The following is an 18,986-nucleotide window of genomic DNA, read 5'->3' as shown; positions in this document are numbered from 1 at the left end:
AATTCCGGCAGGGGACCTGTCCCGTGTTTAAATAATTAGCCGGATGCTAAGCGAACGGAGATTATACGCATGGCGAAGGAAAAGTTTGAGCGGACGAAACCGCACGTAAACATTGGGACGATTGGTCACGTTGACCATGGTAAGACCACATTGACCGCAGCGATTACGAAAGTATTGTCTGAGGCGACTGGTGGTAAGGGCACAGCTTTTGACGAAATCGACAAGGCGCCTGAAGAGAAAGCCCGCGGCATTACCATTTCAACAGCGCACGTTGAGTATGAGACAGAGAACCGTCACTACGCACACGTTGACTGCCCAGGCCACGCTGACTATGTGAAAAACATGATCACTGGTGCGGCGCAGATGGATGGCGGCATTTTGGTTGTGAACGCAGCTGATGGCCCAATGCCACAGACCCGTGAGCACATTTTGTTGGCCCGTCAGGTTGGTGTGCCAGCGCTTGTTGTGTTCTTGAACAAAGTTGACCAGGTTGACGACGAAGAGTTGTTGGAATTGGTTGAGATGGAAGTGCGTGAGCTTCTTTCTTCTTACGAATTCCCAGGCGACGATATTCCGATTGTAGCCGGTTCTGCTTTGGCGGCGTTGGAAGGCCGTGATGACGAAATTGGCAAGAACAAGATTCTTGAGCTGATGGCTGCTGTTGACGATTATGTGCCAACTCCAGCGCGTCCTAAGGACCAGCCTTTCTTGATGCCAATTGAAGACGTGTTCTCAATTTCTGGCCGTGGTACAGTTGTGACCGGTCGTGTTGAGCGTGGCGTGATCAATGTTGGCGAAGAAGTTGAGATCGTTGGCATTAAAGACACACAGAAAACCACTGTGACTGGCGTTGAAATGTTCCGCAAGCTGCTGGATAGCGGTGAAGCTGGTGACAATATTGGTGCCTTGATCCGTGGTATTGACCGTGAGCAAGTTGAGCGTGGTCAGGTTTTGTGTAAGCCCGGTTCAGTTACCCCGCACACCAAATTTGTTGGTGAGGCGTACATTTTGACCAAAGACGAAGGTGGTCGTCACACACCATTCTTCACCAACTACCGTCCACAGTTCTACTTCCGTACAACTGACGTGACCGGCGTTGTGACTTTGCCAGAAGGTACAGAAATGGTGATGCCTGGTGACCGTGTTGAGGTCAATGTTGAGTTGATCGTGCCGATCGCGATGGAAGAGCAGTTGCGCTTTGCGATCCGCGAAGGCGGCCGCACCGTGGGCGCCGGCGTTGTTGCCAAAATCATCGAGTAGTCTTTTTTAAGAAGACGAATGAAATTAAGGCGGTCCTTTGGGGCCGCCTTTTTTGTTGGTGATCATTGAATGGTGCGTGCGCCAATGCCCCACAAAAAATCTGCACCGGCCTTGCACACATGCGCGTCTCGATCACGTTGAAGGCCAACTGAGAATTGGATGATGAGGTTGAGGGTGAGGCGCACCCCACAAACCATCACGATGATATTCAAACGCGGCTGTTCGCCCATAGCAATCTTAAAACCAAACCTTCTTTGGTTCTCCAGTCAGTCGTCATCCGGAGATTTGCTTCATTTTTTGCAACAGTATGTCATTCTGGGTGGGGCGAAATCGGGGCTTCAGGTAACACATTTTTCACGCCGCACAGGCATCTTTATACCAAATATAACAAATTCTGAATTTAACCGGGAATGCAAAAATGAATGTAGAAGAGCTGCGCGTTAGAGGAACGATTGCGATTTCAGTTGCCTCCATCCTCTTGTTTTTATGCGTTTCAGCGACAGAGTTTCTGGTGCAAGGGGCTTTGGGCATGGGCGCAGGACTTGCCCTTGTCGGGCTGGTGTTTTTGGCAGGTATGTTTTTCTGGAATCGTCGGTCGTCTGCTTTTCGCTATTTGGCGGTGACGGTAATGATGGCGCAAGTGATTGCCTTGTTGATCGCAGCTCAGGGGCATCCGTACCAAATTGATATGCACATGACGTTCTTTGCCGCGCTGGCTCTTTGCGCATTGCTTTATGATTTTCGGGCCATTCTGGTGGGGGCGGCTGTTGTGGCAGTGCACCATTTGGGATTGGGGCTGACCCTGGATTCTCTGGTGTTTTACGGCGGTGGTTCATTTGGCCGGGTCTTGTTGCATGCGGTTGTGCTGATTTTTGAAGCCTTGGCCCTGGTATGGATGACCTGGAACACAACGCGCTTGCTGGACTTTGCGGATACCAAATCTGAAGAAGCGGCGGCGCAGGCAGATCAGGTGCGGGTGATGAGCGAAGAGGATGCACGCAAATCTGAGGCTAACCGGGCAGAGCGCGCGCGGATGCTGGAAGATTTGCAAGAAGAGTTTGGCCGCGTGGTGGCAGCGGCGAGCAAGGGCGACTTTTCTCGCCGTGTTGACCGGGATTTCAATAATGAGGCGCTCAACAATCTTGCACATGACATCAATGCGTTGGTGCAGGAGGTCGATCGCGGTGTGAGCGAAACGGGTCGTGTTTTGTCTGCATTGGCGGATGCGGACCTGACACAACGCATGTCCGGCAACTATCATGGCGCATTCGACCAATTGAAAACCGACACCAACCGGGTGGCCGAAAAACTGACAGATGTGATTGGGCAGCTCAAGCAGACATCTGGCACATTGCGCACGGCGACAAGTGATATTTTGTCTGGCGTGGTCGATTTGAATGCGCGTACGTCGAAGCAAGCGTCGACTTTGGAAGAAACGTCAAATGCCATGTATCAGCTTTCCGAAACCGTTGCTGAAAACTCGAAACGCGCTCAGAATGCGCGGGCTTCGGCGCGGCAGGCCCAGCATACCGCAAATGAAGGGGCTACTGTGATGGCGGATGCCAACGATGCGATGGCCCGCATCACCGAAGCATCTGGCAAGATTTCGGATATTATCTCGCTTATCGATGACATTGCGTTTCAAACCAATTTGCTGGCGTTGAATGCTTCGGTTGAAGCGGCTCGCGCTGGTGAAGCAGGGCAAGGCTTTGCCGTGGTTGCAGTGGAAGTGCGGCGGCTTGCGCAATCTGCGGCGGAGGCCTCTTCAGATGTGAAAAATCTGGTTGAGCAATCCTCCAGCGAAGTGAAAGGTGGCACGCAATTGGTGTCGCAGGCGTCTGAGAGTTTGACCGGGATTGTAAGCGCTGTGCGGGAGATGACCGAACTTATGGAGGCTATTGCCGAGCAAAGTGAAGCTCAGGCCAGTTCAATCGACGGGGTAACCCACTCCATGAAGACATTGGAAGAAATGACCCAGCATAATGCGGCGCTGGTGGAGGAAACCAATGCGGCAATCGAGCAGACGGAAGGTCAAACGGCCGAGCTGGATCAAATTGTTGAGGTCTTCCGGTTGAATGGTTCGACCCAGCGGCAGCAGGGCAGTGCATTCTCTAAAGCATCCTGATGATGTTGCGCACGCTATGAGCGGTCACCAACCAGCTACAAATAAGCGAGCCCATCCCTCGAACAAGGAGGGATGGGTGTTTTTTATCCCGATGGTTGCCTTGATGGTGATCATGATGGGATTTGCGGTTGTCGGTTTGGCCAAAGCACCTGACACCGGTGAAATGGCGGTGGTTTTTTCGCCGTTTGAATCTGAAGAGCGGCAGCTCGCGCGGATCGTATCAGCCGGTGCCTATTATGTTGGTCCTAGTCGCCTTGGGAATGTGCAGGTGGTCATAATCGACAATGCGGATGGGCGCGAAAAGCTGAAGGCGCTGGGAGCTTGGTTTTTTGTTGCCGCCGATGGGTTATGCGCGCCGATTGAGGCAGGTGTGAGAATATAGAAGAAAAAGGCGATCATCACCGATCGCCTTTTTCGTTTTCAGTGTCTATCGCACGCCCAAAAAGACGGGCACCGGACGATATTGGTGGGTTCCGCCCTGAGCATTATCACTGCCCACGGATTTGAAGGTGACACTGCCGTTTGTGAAGATCAGCTGTGATGAGCCTGAACCGTCCAGGGTCAGTGCTGAATAGGCGCCTTTTGAAATGAGGAGATCTGCCAGCCCTTTCAGCGTTGTGCCCCCATCGGGGTAGGAGCCGCCATCATGGCCATTGTTCACGACCGCTATGATCAGCGTTTTGCCATCCCGTGTCAGGCCGATTGCCGCCCGGGCGCGATTGGTCGTCGGCGAGATGCCCTTGGATTGGTCATTATACTGGCCATCAGAGACCAGAGTGAAACCGGACACGGCATTCTGGATGTTGTCACGTTGGGCCGACACGGCGTTGTTGCCCAAAATTTCGGCATATGTGCCCGTGGATTGGGCGTGGGCCGGTGTGAAAAACGCCATGGTTTGCGTGGCGCCATCATGCACTGTTGCATAAGTTGATATTGTTTGTGTGTTGCCGAGGGTCCAGCCAAGTGCCGTTGTACAGGGCGTTACATATGGATTGCCAGCGCCGATGTCGAAGAAATTGGCGTTGATGAACAGCCGGGCTGAATATTGATTGCTCCACGGGCCATAGCCGGTGGCGTTTGCCACAATCGGTTCCACGGGGTTTTTGTAGGTCGGGTTGGTTTCGCAGGTGTCGGGATTATTGGGCGCGTTTAGCACCAGTTGTGCCCGCGGCAGATATGTGCGTCCAATCCAAGCTCCATTTACCTGCTGATTGGGTGGGGTGGAGCCAGTGTCGAGAAAATCAATCTTATCGCAGCAATATAGTGAAGCTGATGGGGAAACATAGACACCGTAATAGCCGTAGCCCGCTGGTTCTGGCCGGCCGTCGCCGTTCACATCCACCAAAAAGCGGGGGCTTTCGCCAACCACCCAGGCCTGATCGGAGCCGAAATCGTTCACCCATTGGGCCGCGCTTGTGTAAGTGACGTCTTGTCCCTGACCTTGGGCGAGGGCAACTTGCATCCCAGGTGCGTTAAATCCAACAATGTCGGCCTTGCGGTCACCATTGATATCGGTCACAAAACGCAAGGTACCGTCAATTGTCCAACCGGAACCATGGCTAAATTGGTTGGTCAGCGTGGCGAATGTCCACGAATTTGCAGTGTTGGTGCCATTCGAATATCCCACATAGGTGGCGCTGTCGCCAAAGCCGACAAGGTCGGCATAACCATCGCCGTTTACGTCGGCCGCGGTGCGAAGATGGGTGGTGTTGTTCCACATTTGGTCAGAGCCGAAATTGGCCACAACAAGGCCGGCGGCATTAAAGGTGTTGTTGGGCTGGGCTAAAGAGACATAGGTGCCCTGAATGCCATAGCCGACAATATCGTCTTTGCCATCGCCATTTACATCCGCGAGCAGCCTGGTGTAGTCCGTCGTGTTCCAAGCTTGGTCTGTGCCATAATTCTGGATCCAGCGGGTGGCATCATCAAATTTGCTGCTCGAGGGATTGCCTAACCCGACATAGACCCCGTCGCTACCAAAGCCGACGGCGTCGGGATGGCCATCGCCATTTACATCGCCGAGCGTGCGGATCCAGTTGCTGTTCGGCCAGACTGAGCTGGCAAATTGGTTTGTCCATTGTGTCGCGGCATTAAATGATGTGCCGGTAGAAAGTGCGACATAGACGCCATCGCTGCCAAAGCCGACCAGATCGTCTTTGCCATCGCCATTCATATCCGCTGTAAAGCGCGGATCGGTATCCACGCGCCAACCATCGCCATATCCAAAATCGGAGACCCAGACACTGGAGTCATGCACGAACGAAGTGCCGTTCGAAATGCCGATATAAACACCGGTTTGCCCAAAGGCCACCACATCTTGCATGCCATCGCCATTCACGTCACCGAACATTCGAGGATATTTAGATGAGACCCAGCCGCCATCTGTGTAGCGACCATAATGATTGAGCCAGACCGCATTTTGCGACCAATTATCATATCGCGAACCATTTGGATCAGCGGCGCTAGCGGCTCCAACAGATCCGGCTAGGAGTAGGGCGGTGCAAAGGCAGCCCCGGGTAAGTATTGGAAGTTTCATTATGTTTCCTAATAATTGTTTGAATTAAAATTTAAAAAATCGGATTTAATATGCAGGCGGATGGTACAGCATGGCCGATCAGATTAATATGTGTTCCTCCCTCTCTATTGATTGCTTGATTCACGGTGCTGGGTAATTGGATGAATTATCTATGTAATCGAGCGGACTCAGTTTAGGTTGGCGCCGTTAAATACGATCTGGGAGGACATAATGGCGACGATCTTGCTTGCTGTGCTGGCGCTTTATTTGGTGCAACTCTTTACACCGGCACTTTTTCGCTTTTCTCAAATCGGGTTACAGCGATATGTCGGCAGTCGGGACGATTTGCCCGAGTTGCCGGTTTCGGGGCAGCGTGCATCGCGCGCCTTGAACAATTTGAAAGAGAGCCTATTTCTCTTCTTGCCGCTGGCGATCCTTGCGATTGTAAACGGCAATGAGGCTGAAGCGATGTTGGGGGCACAGATTTTTCTTGTGGCACGGATTGTTTATGCCGTGTGTTATTTGCTGGCGGTGCCTTGGCTGCGCTCTGTGGTTTGGATCATCGGATTTGTCGGCCTTGTGATGATGGCGCTGCCACTTTTTGGATAAAAAAGTGAAAAAAGCGCATAAATACACTTGAAAGAAAACGCCGTTGGCATTAGACCATGCCAGCGGTATTTATGCCGATTTGCAGGGGTGTAGCTCAGTTGGTAGAGCATCGGTCTCCAAAACCGAGGGTCGTGAGTTCGAGTCTCTCCGCCCCTGCCATTTTTCAACACATCGATAAACCGTTGGTGTAGCGGGTGCAATTGTGGTGGTCGCCGATGTGGCGCACTCAATGCATAGCTAGGATTTTCGGCTTCGGTTTTGCCTCAATAAGGGGTTGCGTTTTGATGGGGATAAAGCTATGTAGGCGCAACCAGCCGTGCGGGACTTTCGCGCGGCTATTTGGTTATGGGTATCTGAATATGTGAAGAAACGCCGATAAGGCATTGATTCTTCACGGTTTGAACAGTCAGGATTAAATATGGCACGGACGAATCCTTTTACATTTTTGCAGCAAGTGCGCTCAGAGGTTGCAAAGGTTGTGTGGCCAACCCGTAACGAGACATTGATTTCGACAGTTATGGTTTTGATTATGATCACGCTGGCCAGCCTGTTTTTTCTGGCGGCGGATCAGATTAATTCATGGATTGTAGGACTTTTGCTCAGCTTGGGCTGAGGTTTAACAAAAAGCGGTAAGGTTTAAACGCATGGCAAAGCGCTGGTACATTGTCCAGGCCTACTCAAATTTTGAGCGTAAGGTAGCGGAATCCATCAAAGAAAAAGTGGCGAGCTCCGGGCTTGACCATTTGTTTGATGAGGTTTTGGTGCCCACGGAAAAAGTGGTGGAAGTGCGCCGCGGACGCAAAGTCGATGCAGAGCGCAAGTTCTTCCCTGGCTATGTTTTGGTCAAAATGGAATTGACCGACGAAACATTTCACCTGATCAAGAACCAGCCTAAAGTCACCGGCTTTTTGGGGTCTGATCACAAGCCGATCCCGATTTCTGAGTCAGAAGCGCAAGCCATTTTGACGCAGGTTCAAGAAGGTGTGGATCGTCCGAAGCCTTCTGTGAGCTTTGAAGTAGGTGAACAGGTTCGCGTGTCCGATGGTCCTTTCGCCAGCTTTAACGGCTTGGTGGAAGAAGTCGATGAAGAACGCGCACGGCTTAAAGTTGAAGTTTCTATTTTCGGTCGGGCTACGCCGGTTGAATTGGAATATGGTCAGGTTGAAAAGCTCTGATCATTTAATGGTGCGGGAGAGGGTGTTGATGTTGCCACATCGATGCACTGAACCTCGTGACCGCACTGTCGTTAAATCGGCCCTGAGATTTCAGGGCCAACTAAATAAAGGCACGACAAATGGCAAAAAAGATTGATGGCTATCTCAAGCTTCAAGTGCCGGCGGGCAGCGCCACGCCGTCACCTCCAATCGGCCCCGCTCTTGGTCAGCGCGGCTTGAACATCATGGAATTCTGTAAGGCGTTCAACGCAGCGTCTCAGGAAATGGATAAAGGCGCACCGGTTCCGGTCGTGATCACCATTTTTGCGGATAAGAGCTTCACTTTCGAGATGAAGATGCCGCCGGTGAGCTATTTCTTGAAGCAAGCATTGAACATCAAGAGCGGTTCACAAACACCTGGACACGCTTCTGCGGGCACGATCTCTCAAGATCAGTTGCGCGACATTGCAGAAAAGAAAATGAAAGACCTGAATGCGGACACAGTTGAAGCGGCAATGGCACAAATTGCTGGTTCTGCCCGTTCAATGGGTCTGGAAGTAGCGGAGTAAGCGAGATGGCCAAACTTGGTAAACGGACTAAAGCTGCCCGCGAAGCAGTTGATCGTAAGAAATTGTACGAATTGGGCGAAGCTGTTGCTTTGGTGAAAAGCAATGCCAGCGCTAAGTTCGACGAAACCATCGAAGTGGCGATGAATTTGGGTGTGGACCCACGTCACGCTGACCAAATGGTGCGTGGTGTTGTGGCATTGCCTAATGGTACAGGCCGTGACGTACGCGTCGCTGTGTTTGCCCGCGATGCGAAGGCTGAAGAAGCCAAGGCTGCGGGTGCAGACATTGTTGGTGCAGAAGACCTTGTTGAAGAAGTTCAAAAAGGCAATATCGACTTTGATCGCTGCATTGCGACACCAGACATGATGCCTTTGGTAGGACGTTTGGGTAAAGTTTTGGGTCCTCGTAACCTGATGCCAAACCCAAAAGTGGGCACAGTGACACCCGACGTGAAAACTGCTGTTGAAGCTGCTAAAGCCGGTTCAGTTGAATTCCGCGTTGAAAAAGCTGGTATTTTGCATGCTGGTGTAGGCAAAGCCTCATTTGATGAAGCCAAATTGGTTGAGAACATCAAGGCCTTTGCTGACGCCGTTTCAAAAGCGAAACCCGCTGGTGCAAAAGGCACTTATATCCGTCGTGTGGCGTTGTCTTCGACAATGGGCCCAGGCGTGCATATTGACGTTTCAAGCGTTCAAGGCTAATTGAACGCGCAATAAAGTTTCAGGCGAAAGTCTGATCATGGGAACCCGAGCAATTGGGTTCCTAAAAGTCCTGTCCGAGACTGTAGGTGCACCATTGGTGCTTAATCAGCGAAAAGCCTGCAATAGATGGGGTGAGAATGAAACAGATTTGGCGCAAGCCATATGTGTTTGGTTCGAACCGGATTGGTTTGGCGTTAAAGCCGCTAATCTACAGGCATTTCACCGTTGCTTGGGGAAGGCTGGTTTCAACCAGCTCTTAAACAAGCAGCAAATCTGCAAAATGTTCGGAAATTTTTCCGGGCTTTATAGTGGAGAGAAGCAGTGGATAAAGCGGAAAAGCGTGAGCTGGTCTCGTCATTGCAGGATGCGTTCAACGCATCGGGCTCTGTCGTAGTCGCTCATTACTCGGGCTTGTCAGTTGCCAAAATGGAAGATCTGCGCGTGCAGATGAAACAGGCAGGTGGTCAGGTCAAGGTTGCAAAAAACCGCCTTGCCAAGCGCGCTCTTGAAAATGCAGAGATTGCGGACTTTAGTGAGTTTCTCACTGGTCCGACTGTTCTGACCTATGCGGAAGACCCTATCACGGCAGCGAAAATCTCTGCCAAATTTGCCAAAGCAAATGACAAATATGTCATTTTGGGCGGCGCGATGGGCGAAACCAAATTGGATGCAGCTGCTGTTGCTGCATTGTCAGAATTGCCATCTCTTGATGAACTTCGTGCGAAAATCGCCGGCATGCTTACACAGCCTGCTGCGAAAATTGCGTCTGTTCTTCAAGCTCCAGGCGGTCAAGTTGCCCGCGTGGTCTCGGCATATTCAGAAAAGGGCGAAGCGGCATAAGGCGCTTCGCAACCACCCACGGTTCGAAACATTTAAACACAAAAGAGGAATACAATGGCTGATCTAGAAAAGCTCGTTGAAGACCTATCTGCCCTTACAGTTCTTGAAGCTTCAGAATTGTCAAAAATGCTTGAAGAAAAATGGGGCGTTTCAGCTGCTGCACCTGTTGCAGTTGCTGCTGCTGCTGGCGGTGACGCTGGTGGTGCTGCTGCAGAAGAAAAAGACGAATTTGACGTCATTCTTGCTGGTGCAGGCGACAAGAAAATCAACGTGATTAAAGAAGTACGCGCAATCACCGGTCTTGGCTTGAAAGAAGCTAAAGACCTGGTTGAAGGTGCACCTAAAGCCGTTAAAGAAGGCGTTGCTAAAGCTGAAGCTGAAGAAATCAAAGCTAAGCTTGAAGCAGCTGGCGCTTCTGTTGAGCTTAAGTAGTTCTTTTTGGGTGGCGGTCCTTGCGGGTCGCCACTCAATTTTGCTGGCGTAATTCAGCATATAGGTCTGATTTTATCAACCAAATCAGACGAAGTTGCGGAAACCTAAAGTAGGGCAGATATCCCGAGCACCGTCGGCTGATTGTCGGTGTTCTGGATACTTGCCCTTCAGGCATTTTAAAAACATAGGAGCGGGCATGGCCACCACCTATAACGGTCGACGTAAGGTACGGAAGTCCTTCGGCAGCATTCGTGAAGTCACGGAGATGCCAAATCTCATTGAAGTTCAAAAAGCTTCGTATGATCAATTTTTGTTGGTAGATCAACCAGAAGGCGGGCGTGCCGATGAAGGTTTGCAATCTGTGTTTAAATCGGTATTTCCGATCACAGATTTTGCCAACACAGCGTCATTGGACTTTGTGTCCTATGACTTTGAACAGCCTAAATATGATGTTGATGAGTGTCGCCAGCGCGACATGACATACGCAGCGCCCCTTAAGGTGACGTTGCGTTTGATCGTGTTTGAAGTTGACGAAGAAACCGGCGCGCGCTCAGTTAAAGACATTAAAGAGCAAGATGTTTATATGGGCGATATGCCGTTCATGACATCTAACGGCACCTTTGTGGTGAACGGCACCGAGCGGGTGATCGTTTCACAAATGCACCGTTCGCCTGGCGTGTTCTTTGACCATGATAAAGGCAAATCTCACTCTTCAGGCAAGTTGCTGTTTGCGGCACGGATCATTCCTTATCGCGGTTCTTGGCTCGATATTGAATTTGATGCCAAGGATATTGTTTACGCCCGCATCGACCGTCGGCGTAAAATTCCAGTGACCTCATTGCTCAAAGCTTTGGGCATGGACGCTGAAGAGATTTTGAACACTTATTACAACACGATCTCTTTTGAACGTACCAAAGGTGGCTGGCGTCAGCCATTTGAGTGGGAGAAATTCCGCGGCACCAAACCTGCTTTTGACTTGGTGGATGCTGACAGCGGCGACGTCGTGCATGAAGCGGGCAAGAAATTGTCTGCACGTGCAGCGAAAAAGCTGGCTGAAGGCGGCATGACCCACATTTTGGTGGATGATGCAGAACTGTTCGGCAGCTATATCGCTGAAGATCTGCTCAATATGGACACGGGCGAAATCTACGCAGAAGCTGGCGATGAGATTGATGCGGATTCGTTGACCAAGCTGGTCGAAGCCGGCCTCACCGAAATTCCGATCTTGGATATTGACCATGTGAATATCGGCGCTTATTTGCGCAACACTTTGGCAATCGACAAGAACGAGAGCCGCGAAGATGCATTGTTCGATATTTATCGTGTGATGCGTCCGGGTGAGCCGCCCACCATCGAAACTGCAGAAGCGATGTTTGAGTCATTGTTCTTTGATTCAGAGCGCTATGATCTGTCGGCCGTTGGTCGTGTGAAAATGAACATGCGCTTGAATGTAGAGTGTGAAGACACTGTACGGACATTGCGCAAAGACGACATTGTTGAAGTTGTTCGCACCTTGGTTGATCTGCGCGATGGTCGCGGTGAGATCGACGATATCGACAATCTAGGCAACCGTCGTGTGCGTTCAGTTGGCGAATTGATGGAAAACCACTACCGTCTTGGTTTGTTGCGCATGGAGCGCGCGATCAAGGAGCGGATGTCTTCTGTCGAGATCGACACTGTGATGCCACAGGATTTGATCAACGCGAAGCCTGCGGCGGCTGCGGTACGAGAGTTCTTTGGCTCGTCACAATTGTCTCAGTTTATGGACCAGACAAACCCATTGTCTGAAATCACCCACAAGCGTCGCTTGTCTGCGCTTGGGCCAGGTGGTTTGACCCGTGAGCGTGCTGGCTTTGAAGTGCGTGACGTGCACCCGACCCACTATGGTCGAATTTGCCCGATTGAAACGCCTGAGGGGCCAAACATTGGTTTGATCAACTCTTTGGCCACATTTGCACGCGTCAACAAATATGGCTTTATCGAAACCCCTTATCGCAAGGTGGAAGACGGTAAAGTGACAGACGATGTTGTTTATCTCTCCGCCATGGAAGAGGCGCGGTACAATATTGCGCAGGCCAACGCTAAGCTGACTGACGACAATGAATTCCAGAATGATCTGGTGACCGGTCGTCGGGCAGGTGAGGTGATGTTGATCCCGCGCGAAAATATCGACCTGATGGACGTTAACCCGAAACAGGTGATTTCAGTTGCGGCGTCGCTTATTCCATTCTTGGAAAATGACGATGCGAACCGCGCCTTGATGGGCTCTAACATGCAGCGTCAGGCTGTGCCATTGCTGCGGTCTCAAGCGCCATTTGTGGGCACAGGCATGGAGCCTGTCGTGGCCCGCGACTCTGGTGCCGCGATTGTGGCAAAGCGTACTGGTATCGTTGATCAAGTGGATGCGACACGTATCGTTATTCGGGCGACTGAAGAAACAGACGCATCGAAAACCGGCGTGGATATCTATACCCTGATGAAGTTCCAACGCTCCAACCAGTCTACCTGCATTAACCAGCGTCCTTTGGTTGTGGTGGGTGACCATGTTGAAGCTGGCGATATTATTGCCGACGGTCCTTCAACCGATCTAGGTGATTTGGCGCTTGGCCGGAACGTGCTCGTCGCGTTTATGCCTTGGAATGGTTACAACTACGAAGACTCTATTCTTCTTTCCGAAAATATCGTGAAGGATGACGTGTTCACCTCAATTCACATTGAGGAATTTGAAGTGATGGCGCGGGACACCAAATTGGGTCCTGAAGAAATCACACGCGACATTCCAAACGTTTCAGAAGAAGCACTGAAGAATTTGGACGAGGCGGGCATTGTGCACATTGGTGCCGATGTTGAAGCTGGTGACATTTTGGTGGGTAAAATCACACCAAAAGGCGAAAGCCCAATGACACCGGAAGAAAAGCTGCTGCGTGCGATCTTTGGTGAGAAAGCGTCTGACGTGCGTGACACATCTTTGCGTGTGCCGCCAGGTGATGCGGGTACTGTTGTTGAAGTACGTGTGTTTAACCGTCACGGCATCGACAAAGATGAACGTGCGATGGCCATTGAGCGTGAAGAAATTGAACGCTTGGCAAAAGACCGCGACGACGAACAGTCAATTCTCGACCGAAACGTGTTTGCACGTTTGAAAGAGATGTTGTTCGGCAAAGAAGCAACTGCAGGGCCAAAAGGCTATGTTGCTGGCACCAAATTGAATGATGCAATTTTTGAAGCGCATCCACGTTCAAAATGGTGGCAGTTTGCGGTTGATGACGACAAGGTCATGTCTGAAATTGAAGCCCTTCAAGGCCAATATGAAGACAGCCGTAAACAGCTTGAGCAGCGCTTTATTGACAAGGTTGATAAGCTACAGCGTGGTGATGAATTGCCACCGGGCGTGATGAAGATGGTGAAAGTCTTTGTTGCGACCAAGCGCAAGATTCAGTCAGGCGATAAAATGGCTGGCCGTCACGGGAACAAGGGTGTGGTGTCCCGCATCATGCCCATCGAGGATATGCCTCACTTGGCCGATGGTACGCCAGTTGATATCGTTTTGAACCCTCTTGGCGTGCCAAGCCGGATGAACGTTGGTCAAATTCTTGAAACGCACCTTGGCTGGGCTTGTGCCGGCATGGGCAAGCGCATTGGTGAAATGTATGACACTTATCGTCGTGCAGAGACCAAAGATGTGACCCCGCTGCGTGAAGAGTTGAACCACGTTTATAAAGGCGATGACTACGTTGAAAATCTTGATGATGACAGCGTTGTTCGCTTGGCAGACTACTTGCAAAACGGCGTCTCCATTTCCACCCCGGTATTTGACGGGGCGAAAGAGCCAGACATCGTGGATATGCTGGAACGGGCAGGGCTTGAAGGCTCTGGTCAGTCCCGCTTGATCGACGGCCGGACCGGTGAAGAATTCCACCGTGACGTGACTGTTGGCTACATCTACATGCTGAAATTGCACCACTTGGTGGACGATAAGATCCACGCGCGGTCAATTGGACCATACTCACTTGTGACTCAGCAGCCATTGGGCGGTAAGGCACAGTTTGGTGGTCAGCGCTTTGGTGAGATGGAAGTTTGGGCGCTTGAGGCTTATGGTGCGGCGTACACCTTGCAAGAAATGCTGACAGTTAAGTCAGACGATGTTGCAGGGCGCACAAAGGTCTATGAAGCGATTGTACGGGGCGATGACACGTTTGAAGCTGGAGTTCCAGAAAGCTTTAACGTGTTGGTCAAAGAAATCCGGTCTCTTGGCCTCAATGTTGAATTGAGCTCAAGCGAAGACGAGGGTGACGATGACGGGGATACGTTGGAGGCCATTGAAGGCTCTTCACAGGATGCTGCGGAATAGCACGTCATTAAACGTAACCTAATCGCTTAATTTTTAGCAGCGGGTTTAGGGATGAGCGGCGATTTCATCCCACCCCTGCATTAAAGGAGACAGGAAAATGAACCATCAAGTTATGGATCTTTTCAATCCGCAGGCCCAGGCCCAAGTGTTTGATCAGGTAAAGATCAACATTGCGAGCCCCGAGAAAATCTTGTCATGGTCCTTTGGTGAAATCAAAAAGCCAGAGACCATCAATTACCGTACGTTTAAGCCTGAGCGGGACGGTTTGTTCTGTGCGCGCACCTTTGGTCCGCAAAAGGACTATGAGTGCTTGTGCGGCAAATATAAGCGCATGAAGTTTAAAGGCGTGATCTGTGAGAAGTGTGGCGTTGAAGTCACCTTGTCTCGCGTGCGCCGTGAACGCATGGGCCATATCGAACTGGCTGCGCCCGTTGCCCACATCTGGTTCTTGAAATCATTGCCATCCCGTATCGCGCTGTTGCTCGATATGACATTGAAAGATGTCGAGCGGATTTTGTATTTCGAAAACTATGTGGTGATCGAGCCGGGGCTCAGCCCGTTTGCTGTGAACCAGTTGATCACGGAAGAAGAATATATCGACGCCCAGGATGAGTATGGTGCCGATGCCTTCACCGCGATGATTGGTGCGGAAGCGGTGCGCGAAATGCTGGCGGCGCTTGATCTTGAAAAGCTGGCCGCTGAGTTGCGCGTTGAGATTGCTGAAGCCACAACCGAATTGAAGCCGAAAAAACTTGGCAAGCGGTTGAAAGTGGTTGAGCACTTCATCGTTTCAGGCAACCGTCCTGAATGGATGATCATGACCGTTATTCCGGTTATCCCGCCTGAACTGCGCCCCTTGGTGCCGCTGGACGGTGGTCGCTTTGCGACATCTGATCTGAACGATCTTTATCGTCGTGTGATCAACCGGAACAACCGGTTGAAGCGGTTGATGGAGCTGCGCGCACCGGACATCATTATCCGGAACGAAAAGCGTATGCTGCAAGAGTCAGTTGATGCGCTGTTCGATAATGGTCGTCGTGGCCGCACCATTACTGGTGCGAACAAGCGTCCGCTGAAATCCTTGTCAGATATGCTCAAGGGTAAGCAAGGCCGTTTCCGTCAGAACTTGCTGGGTAAGCGGGTTGACTATTCCGGCCGTTCGGTGATCACCGTTGGTCCCGAATTGAAGCTGCACCAGTGTGGCTTGCCCAAGAAGATGGCTTTGGAATTGTTCAAGCCGTTCATCTACTCACGTCTTGAAGCCAAAGGTTTGTCTTCAACCGTGAAGCAGGCGAAAAAGCTGGTAGAGAAAGAGCGTCCCGAAGTTTGGGATATTTTGGATGAAGTGATCCGTGAGCACCCGGTTATGCTTAACCGTGCGCCAACACTTCACCGTTTGGGTATCCAAGCTTTCGAACCGACGTTGATCGAAGGTAAAGCTATTCAGCTTCACCCGCTGGTCTGTGCGGCCTTTAACGCTGACTTTGACGGTGACCAAATGGCGGTACACGTGCCATTGTCGCTCGAAGCACAGCTCGAAGCGCGCGTATTGATGATGTCCACCAACAACATCTTGCACCCGGCCAACGGTTCACCCGTGATCGTGCCATCGCAGGATATTGTTCTGGGGCTTTATTACCTCTCATTGATGAATGAAAATGAGCCAGGTGAGGGCATGGCCTTCGGCAATATGGGCGAGATTGAATATGCGCTCGAAAACAAGGTCATCACCTTGCACACCAAAATCAAAGGTCGGTTCAAGACCATTGATGAGGATGGCAATGAGGTAAGCCAGATTCATGAGACCACACCTGGTCGCATGATGATTGCGCAATTGCTGCCGAAAAACCATGCGGTGCCGTTTGAGGCGTGCAACCAGCTGATGACCAAGAAAATGATCTCGAAACTGATCGACACGGTTTACCGTGCGTGCGGTCAGAAGGACACAGTGATCTTCTGTGACCAGATCATGGATCTTGGTTTCCGCTATGCCTGTAAGGCCGGTATTTCCTTTGGTAAGGATGACATGGTTATCCCGGACACCAAAGTGGGTATCGTTGAAACCACCCGCAAGCAGGTTGAAGAGTTTGAACAGCAATATAATGACGGCTTGATCACCCGCGGCGAGAAGTACAACAAAGTTGTTGATGCTTGGGCCAAGTGTGGTGACAAGGTGGCCGACGAGATGATGAGCCGGATTTCTTCGGTTCAGATCGATGAGGAAACCAAACGTCAGACACCGATTAACTCGGTTTATATGATGTCTCACTCAGGTGCGCGTGGTTCGCCAGCGCAGATGAAACAGCTTGCTGGTATGCGTGGTTTGATGGCGCGTCCGGATGGTGGCATCATTGAAACGCCAATTATCTCAAACTTTAAAGAAGGTTTGACCGTGAACGAGTACTTTAACTCGACCCACGGTGCCCGTAAGGGCTTGGCGGATACCGCGATGAAGACAGCGAACTCAGGTTATCTGACTCGTCGTCTGGTTGACGTGGCGCAAGATTGTATCATCACTGGCAAAGATTGCGGTTCAGAAGAAGGCCTGACAATGACCCCTATCATTGATAGTGGTAACGTCATTGCGTCTTTGGGCAGCCGTGTGTTGGGTCGGACCACTGCTGAAGATGTGCTGGATCCGAAAACCGATGAAGTCATCGTTGCAAATGGCGTGATGGTTGAAGAAGCTGACGTCGAGCGCATCGAAGCGGCGAAAGTTCAGTCCATCAAGATCCGTTCAGTGTTGACTTGTAAGCAACGTCAGGGCGTTTGCGGCACATGTTATGGCCGTGACCTTGCCCGCGGTACACCGGTGAATATGGGTGAAGCGGTTGGTGTTATCGCCGCGCAATCCATTGGTGAACCGGGCACACAGTTGACCATGCGGACCTTCCACATTGGCGGTACAGCGCAGGTCGTGGACAGCTCCTTTATTGAAGCGAACCACGAAGGTGTTGTGTCTGTGAAGTCGGGTCAGGTGGCCGAAGACAGTGACGGGCGTACGGTGAATATGAGCCGGAACCTGGTGCTGGCCATTTCTGATGAAGACGGCAATGAGCGCGGGACCCACAAAGTGCCATATGGCGCGTTGTTGCGGGTCAAGATTGGCGAAACCGTCAAGGCCGGTCAGCGGATTGCTGAATGGGACCCATATGTACGTCCTGTTCTGGCAGAAGTTGAAGGTGAGATCGCCTTTGAAGATTTGGTGGAAGGTGCGTCTGTTTCTGAACAAACTGACGAGAGCACCGGCTTTACCAAACGCTTGGTGATCGACTGGCGTTCAAACCCACGTGGCGAGCATTTGAAGCCTGCTCTGGCCATCACCGGCAAAGATGGCAAAGCCATCAAGCTGGATCGTGGCGGCGAAGCCCGTTATCTGCTTTCTGTTGATGCGGTGATTGCGGTTGATCCGGGCACGAAGGTGAACCCTGGTGACGTTATTGCACGTACGCCATTGGAGAGCGCGAAAACAAAAGACATTACCGGTGGTCTGCCACGGGTAGCGGAATTGTTTGAAGCGCGTCGGCCTAAAGATCATGCGATTATCGCAGAGATCGATGGGACCATCCGCTTTGGCCGTGACTATAAGAACAAGCGTCGCATTGTGATCGAGCCGCATGAAGAAGGCGGGGAGCCAGTGGAATATCTCATTCCAAAAGGCAAGCCGTTCCACTTGCAAGAAGGCGACACCATTGAGCGTGGTGAGTATCTGTTGGACGGCAACCCCGCGCCACACGATATTCTGGCGATTAAGGGCGTGGAAGAATTGGCCAAATATCTGGTCAATGAAATCCAGGAAGTTTATCGCTTGCAAGGTGTGGGCATTAACGACAAGCACATCGAAGTGATTGTACGTCAAATGCTGCAAAAGGTTGAAATCACCGATCCAGGTGATTCAGGCTTGATCAAAGAAGAGCATATTGACCATATCGACTTTGATGAGTTGAACCAGCGTCTCGAGGCGGATGGCCGCAAACCAGCACAGGCTGTGCCGGTTCTGTTGGGCATCACCAAAGCATCGCTGCAAACACGGTCGTTCTTCTCTGCCGCGTCGTTCCAGGAAACAACGCGCGTATTGACCGAAGCTGCTGTGAGTGGCAAGGCCGATCCGCTGGAAGGCTTGAAGGAAAACATCATTGTGGGCCGACTGATCCCAGTGGGCACCGGTGCCTTTACCGCATCTACACAAAAGATTGCGGCGAAGCGTGATGATTTGATCTTGGCGGAACGCCAGCGTCAAGCTGATGAAGAGCTGGCCGCACGAAATGCCTTGCGCATTGAAGCTGCGTCAAGCGACTCTTCGGACCAAGCCGGCGAATAGTTTGCTCGTATATTAAGCATTGGGAGAGGGCGTCCATTTGGGCGCCCTTTCTTTTTTGGGGAATCGATTCTGATTTCAGTGCAAAACGGAATCAGCCTCTTGAACTTAA

At 51.3% G+C, this 18,986-nt stretch carries 14 protein-coding genes and 1 tRNA gene; 13 read left to right on the top strand and 2 right to left on the bottom strand.

Annotation, left to right across the window (positions count from 1 at the left end):
• Positions 1-69 precede the first annotated feature (69 nt).
• Entirely contained in the window at positions 70-1,260 is a 1,191-nt protein-coding gene (gene tuf / locus L1I42_RS09400; RefSeq protein WP_236114276.1) for an elongation factor Tu, read from the top strand.
• A 62-nt stretch (positions 1,261-1,322) separates the two neighbouring features.
• On the opposite strand, the gene L1I42_RS09395 is transcribed toward tuf, so the two are convergent.
• Positions 1,323-1,490, bottom strand: coding sequence for a hypothetical protein (locus tag L1I42_RS09395; protein ID WP_236114275.1), 168 nt, complete (start codon positions 1,488-1,490; stop codon positions 1,323-1,325).
• A gap of 188 nt (positions 1,491-1,678) precedes the next feature.
• On the opposite strand from L1I42_RS09395, the gene L1I42_RS09390 reads away from it, so the two are divergent.
• A complete protein-coding gene (locus tag L1I42_RS09390) occupies positions 1,679-3,385 on the top strand; it encodes a methyl-accepting chemotaxis protein (RefSeq protein ID WP_236114274.1) in 1,707 nt (568 codons plus the stop codon).
• A gap of 76 nt (positions 3,386-3,461) precedes the next feature.
• Positions 3,462-3,767, top strand: a complete 306-nt coding sequence (locus L1I42_RS09385; protein WP_236114273.1) for a hypothetical protein — start codon at positions 3,462-3,464, stop codon at positions 3,765-3,767.
• Positions 3,768-3,812: 45 nt separating this feature from the next.
• On the opposite strand, the gene L1I42_RS09380 is transcribed toward L1I42_RS09385, so the two are convergent.
• The gene (locus L1I42_RS09380; protein ID WP_236114272.1) at positions 3,813-5,921 is read right to left on the bottom strand and encodes an FG-GAP-like repeat-containing protein; all 2,109 of its coding nucleotides are present in this window, start codon (positions 5,919-5,921) and stop codon (positions 3,813-3,815) included.
• A gap of 210 nt (positions 5,922-6,131) precedes the next feature.
• On the opposite strand from L1I42_RS09380, the gene L1I42_RS09375 reads away from it, so the two are divergent.
• From L1I42_RS09375 to rpoC, 10 genes are all read left to right on the top strand, one after another.
• Entirely contained in the window at positions 6,132-6,509 is a 378-nt protein-coding gene (locus L1I42_RS09375) for an MAPEG family protein (RefSeq protein WP_236114271.1), read from the top strand.
• A gap of 83 nt (positions 6,510-6,592) precedes the next feature.
• A tRNA-Trp gene (locus tag L1I42_RS09370) sits at positions 6,593-6,668 on the top strand.
• A gap of 259 nt (positions 6,669-6,927) precedes the next feature.
• On the top strand, positions 6,928-7,122 hold the full coding sequence (gene secE / locus L1I42_RS09365; RefSeq protein ID WP_236114270.1) for a preprotein translocase subunit SecE: 195 nt from the start codon (positions 6,928-6,930) through the stop codon (positions 7,120-7,122).
• Positions 7,123-7,153: 31 nt separating this feature from the next.
• Positions 7,154-7,684, top strand: a complete 531-nt coding sequence (gene nusG, locus L1I42_RS09360; protein ID WP_236114269.1) for a transcription termination/antitermination protein NusG — start codon at positions 7,154-7,156, stop codon at positions 7,682-7,684.
• 119 nt (positions 7,685-7,803) lie between these two features.
• Positions 7,804-8,232: a 50S ribosomal protein L11 gene (gene rplK, locus L1I42_RS09355; protein WP_236114268.1), complete on the top strand. Its 429-nt coding sequence runs from the start codon at positions 7,804-7,806 to the stop codon at positions 8,230-8,232.
• A 5-nt stretch (positions 8,233-8,237) separates the two neighbouring features.
• Positions 8,238-8,933, top strand: coding sequence for a 50S ribosomal protein L1 (rplA, locus tag L1I42_RS09350; RefSeq protein ID WP_236114267.1), 696 nt, complete (start codon positions 8,238-8,240; stop codon positions 8,931-8,933).
• A 321-nt stretch (positions 8,934-9,254) separates the two neighbouring features.
• A complete protein-coding gene (rplJ, locus tag L1I42_RS09345) occupies positions 9,255-9,773 on the top strand; it encodes a 50S ribosomal protein L10 (protein WP_236114266.1) in 519 nt (172 codons plus the stop codon).
• Between the two features lie 54 nt (positions 9,774-9,827).
• Positions 9,828-10,205, top strand: a complete 378-nt coding sequence (rplL, locus tag L1I42_RS09340) for a 50S ribosomal protein L7/L12 (RefSeq protein ID WP_236114265.1) — start codon at positions 9,828-9,830, stop codon at positions 10,203-10,205.
• Positions 10,206-10,401: 196 nt separating this feature from the next.
• Positions 10,402-14,556 (top strand): DNA-directed RNA polymerase subunit beta, encoded by a 4,155-nt coding sequence (gene rpoB / locus L1I42_RS09335; protein ID WP_236114264.1) that lies wholly within the window; start codon positions 10,402-10,404, stop codon positions 14,554-14,556.
• A 97-nt stretch (positions 14,557-14,653) separates the two neighbouring features.
• A complete protein-coding gene (gene rpoC, locus L1I42_RS09330) occupies positions 14,654-18,877 on the top strand; it encodes a DNA-directed RNA polymerase subunit beta' (protein ID WP_236114263.1) in 4,224 nt (1,407 codons plus the stop codon).
• Positions 18,878-18,986: the final 109 nt, after the last annotated feature.

Origin of the sequence: Maritalea mediterranea (assembly GCF_021568695.1) — a bacterium.
Taxonomy (GTDB): domain Bacteria; phylum Pseudomonadota; class Alphaproteobacteria; order Rhizobiales; family Devosiaceae; genus Maritalea; species Maritalea mediterranea.
Note: the sequence above shows the minus strand (reverse complement) of the source record. Positions and strands in the feature narration are given on the sequence as shown.

What these genes read in the sequence shown, in the direction of transcription:
- tuf (WP_236114276.1), top strand. Translation starts at nt 70, where the DNA reads ATGGCGAAGGAAAAGTTTGAGCGGACGAAACCGCACGTAAACATTGGG.
- L1I42_RS09395 (WP_236114275.1), bottom strand. Translation starts at nt 1,490, where the DNA reads ATGGGCGAACAGCCGCGTTTGAATATCATCGTGATGGTTTGTGGGGTG.
- L1I42_RS09390 (WP_236114274.1), top strand. Translation starts at nt 1,679, where the DNA reads ATGAATGTAGAAGAGCTGCGCGTTAGAGGAACGATTGCGATTTCAGTT.
- L1I42_RS09380 (WP_236114272.1), bottom strand. Translation starts at nt 5,921, where the DNA reads ATGAAACTTCCAATACTTACCCGGGGCTGCCTTTGCACCGCCCTACTC.
- L1I42_RS09375 (WP_236114271.1), top strand. Translation starts at nt 6,132, where the DNA reads ATGGCGACGATCTTGCTTGCTGTGCTGGCGCTTTATTTGGTGCAACTC.
- secE (WP_236114270.1), top strand. Translation starts at nt 6,928, where the DNA reads ATGGCACGGACGAATCCTTTTACATTTTTGCAGCAAGTGCGCTCAGAG.
- nusG (WP_236114269.1), top strand. Translation starts at nt 7,154, where the DNA reads ATGGCAAAGCGCTGGTACATTGTCCAGGCCTACTCAAATTTTGAGCGT.
- rplK (WP_236114268.1), top strand. Translation starts at nt 7,804, where the DNA reads ATGGCAAAAAAGATTGATGGCTATCTCAAGCTTCAAGTGCCGGCGGGC.
- rplA (WP_236114267.1), top strand. Translation starts at nt 8,238, where the DNA reads ATGGCCAAACTTGGTAAACGGACTAAAGCTGCCCGCGAAGCAGTTGAT.
- rplL (WP_236114265.1), top strand. Translation starts at nt 9,828, where the DNA reads ATGGCTGATCTAGAAAAGCTCGTTGAAGACCTATCTGCCCTTACAGTT.
- rpoB (WP_236114264.1), top strand. Translation starts at nt 10,402, where the DNA reads ATGGCCACCACCTATAACGGTCGACGTAAGGTACGGAAGTCCTTCGGC.
- rpoC (WP_236114263.1), top strand. Translation starts at nt 14,654, where the DNA reads ATGAACCATCAAGTTATGGATCTTTTCAATCCGCAGGCCCAGGCCCAA.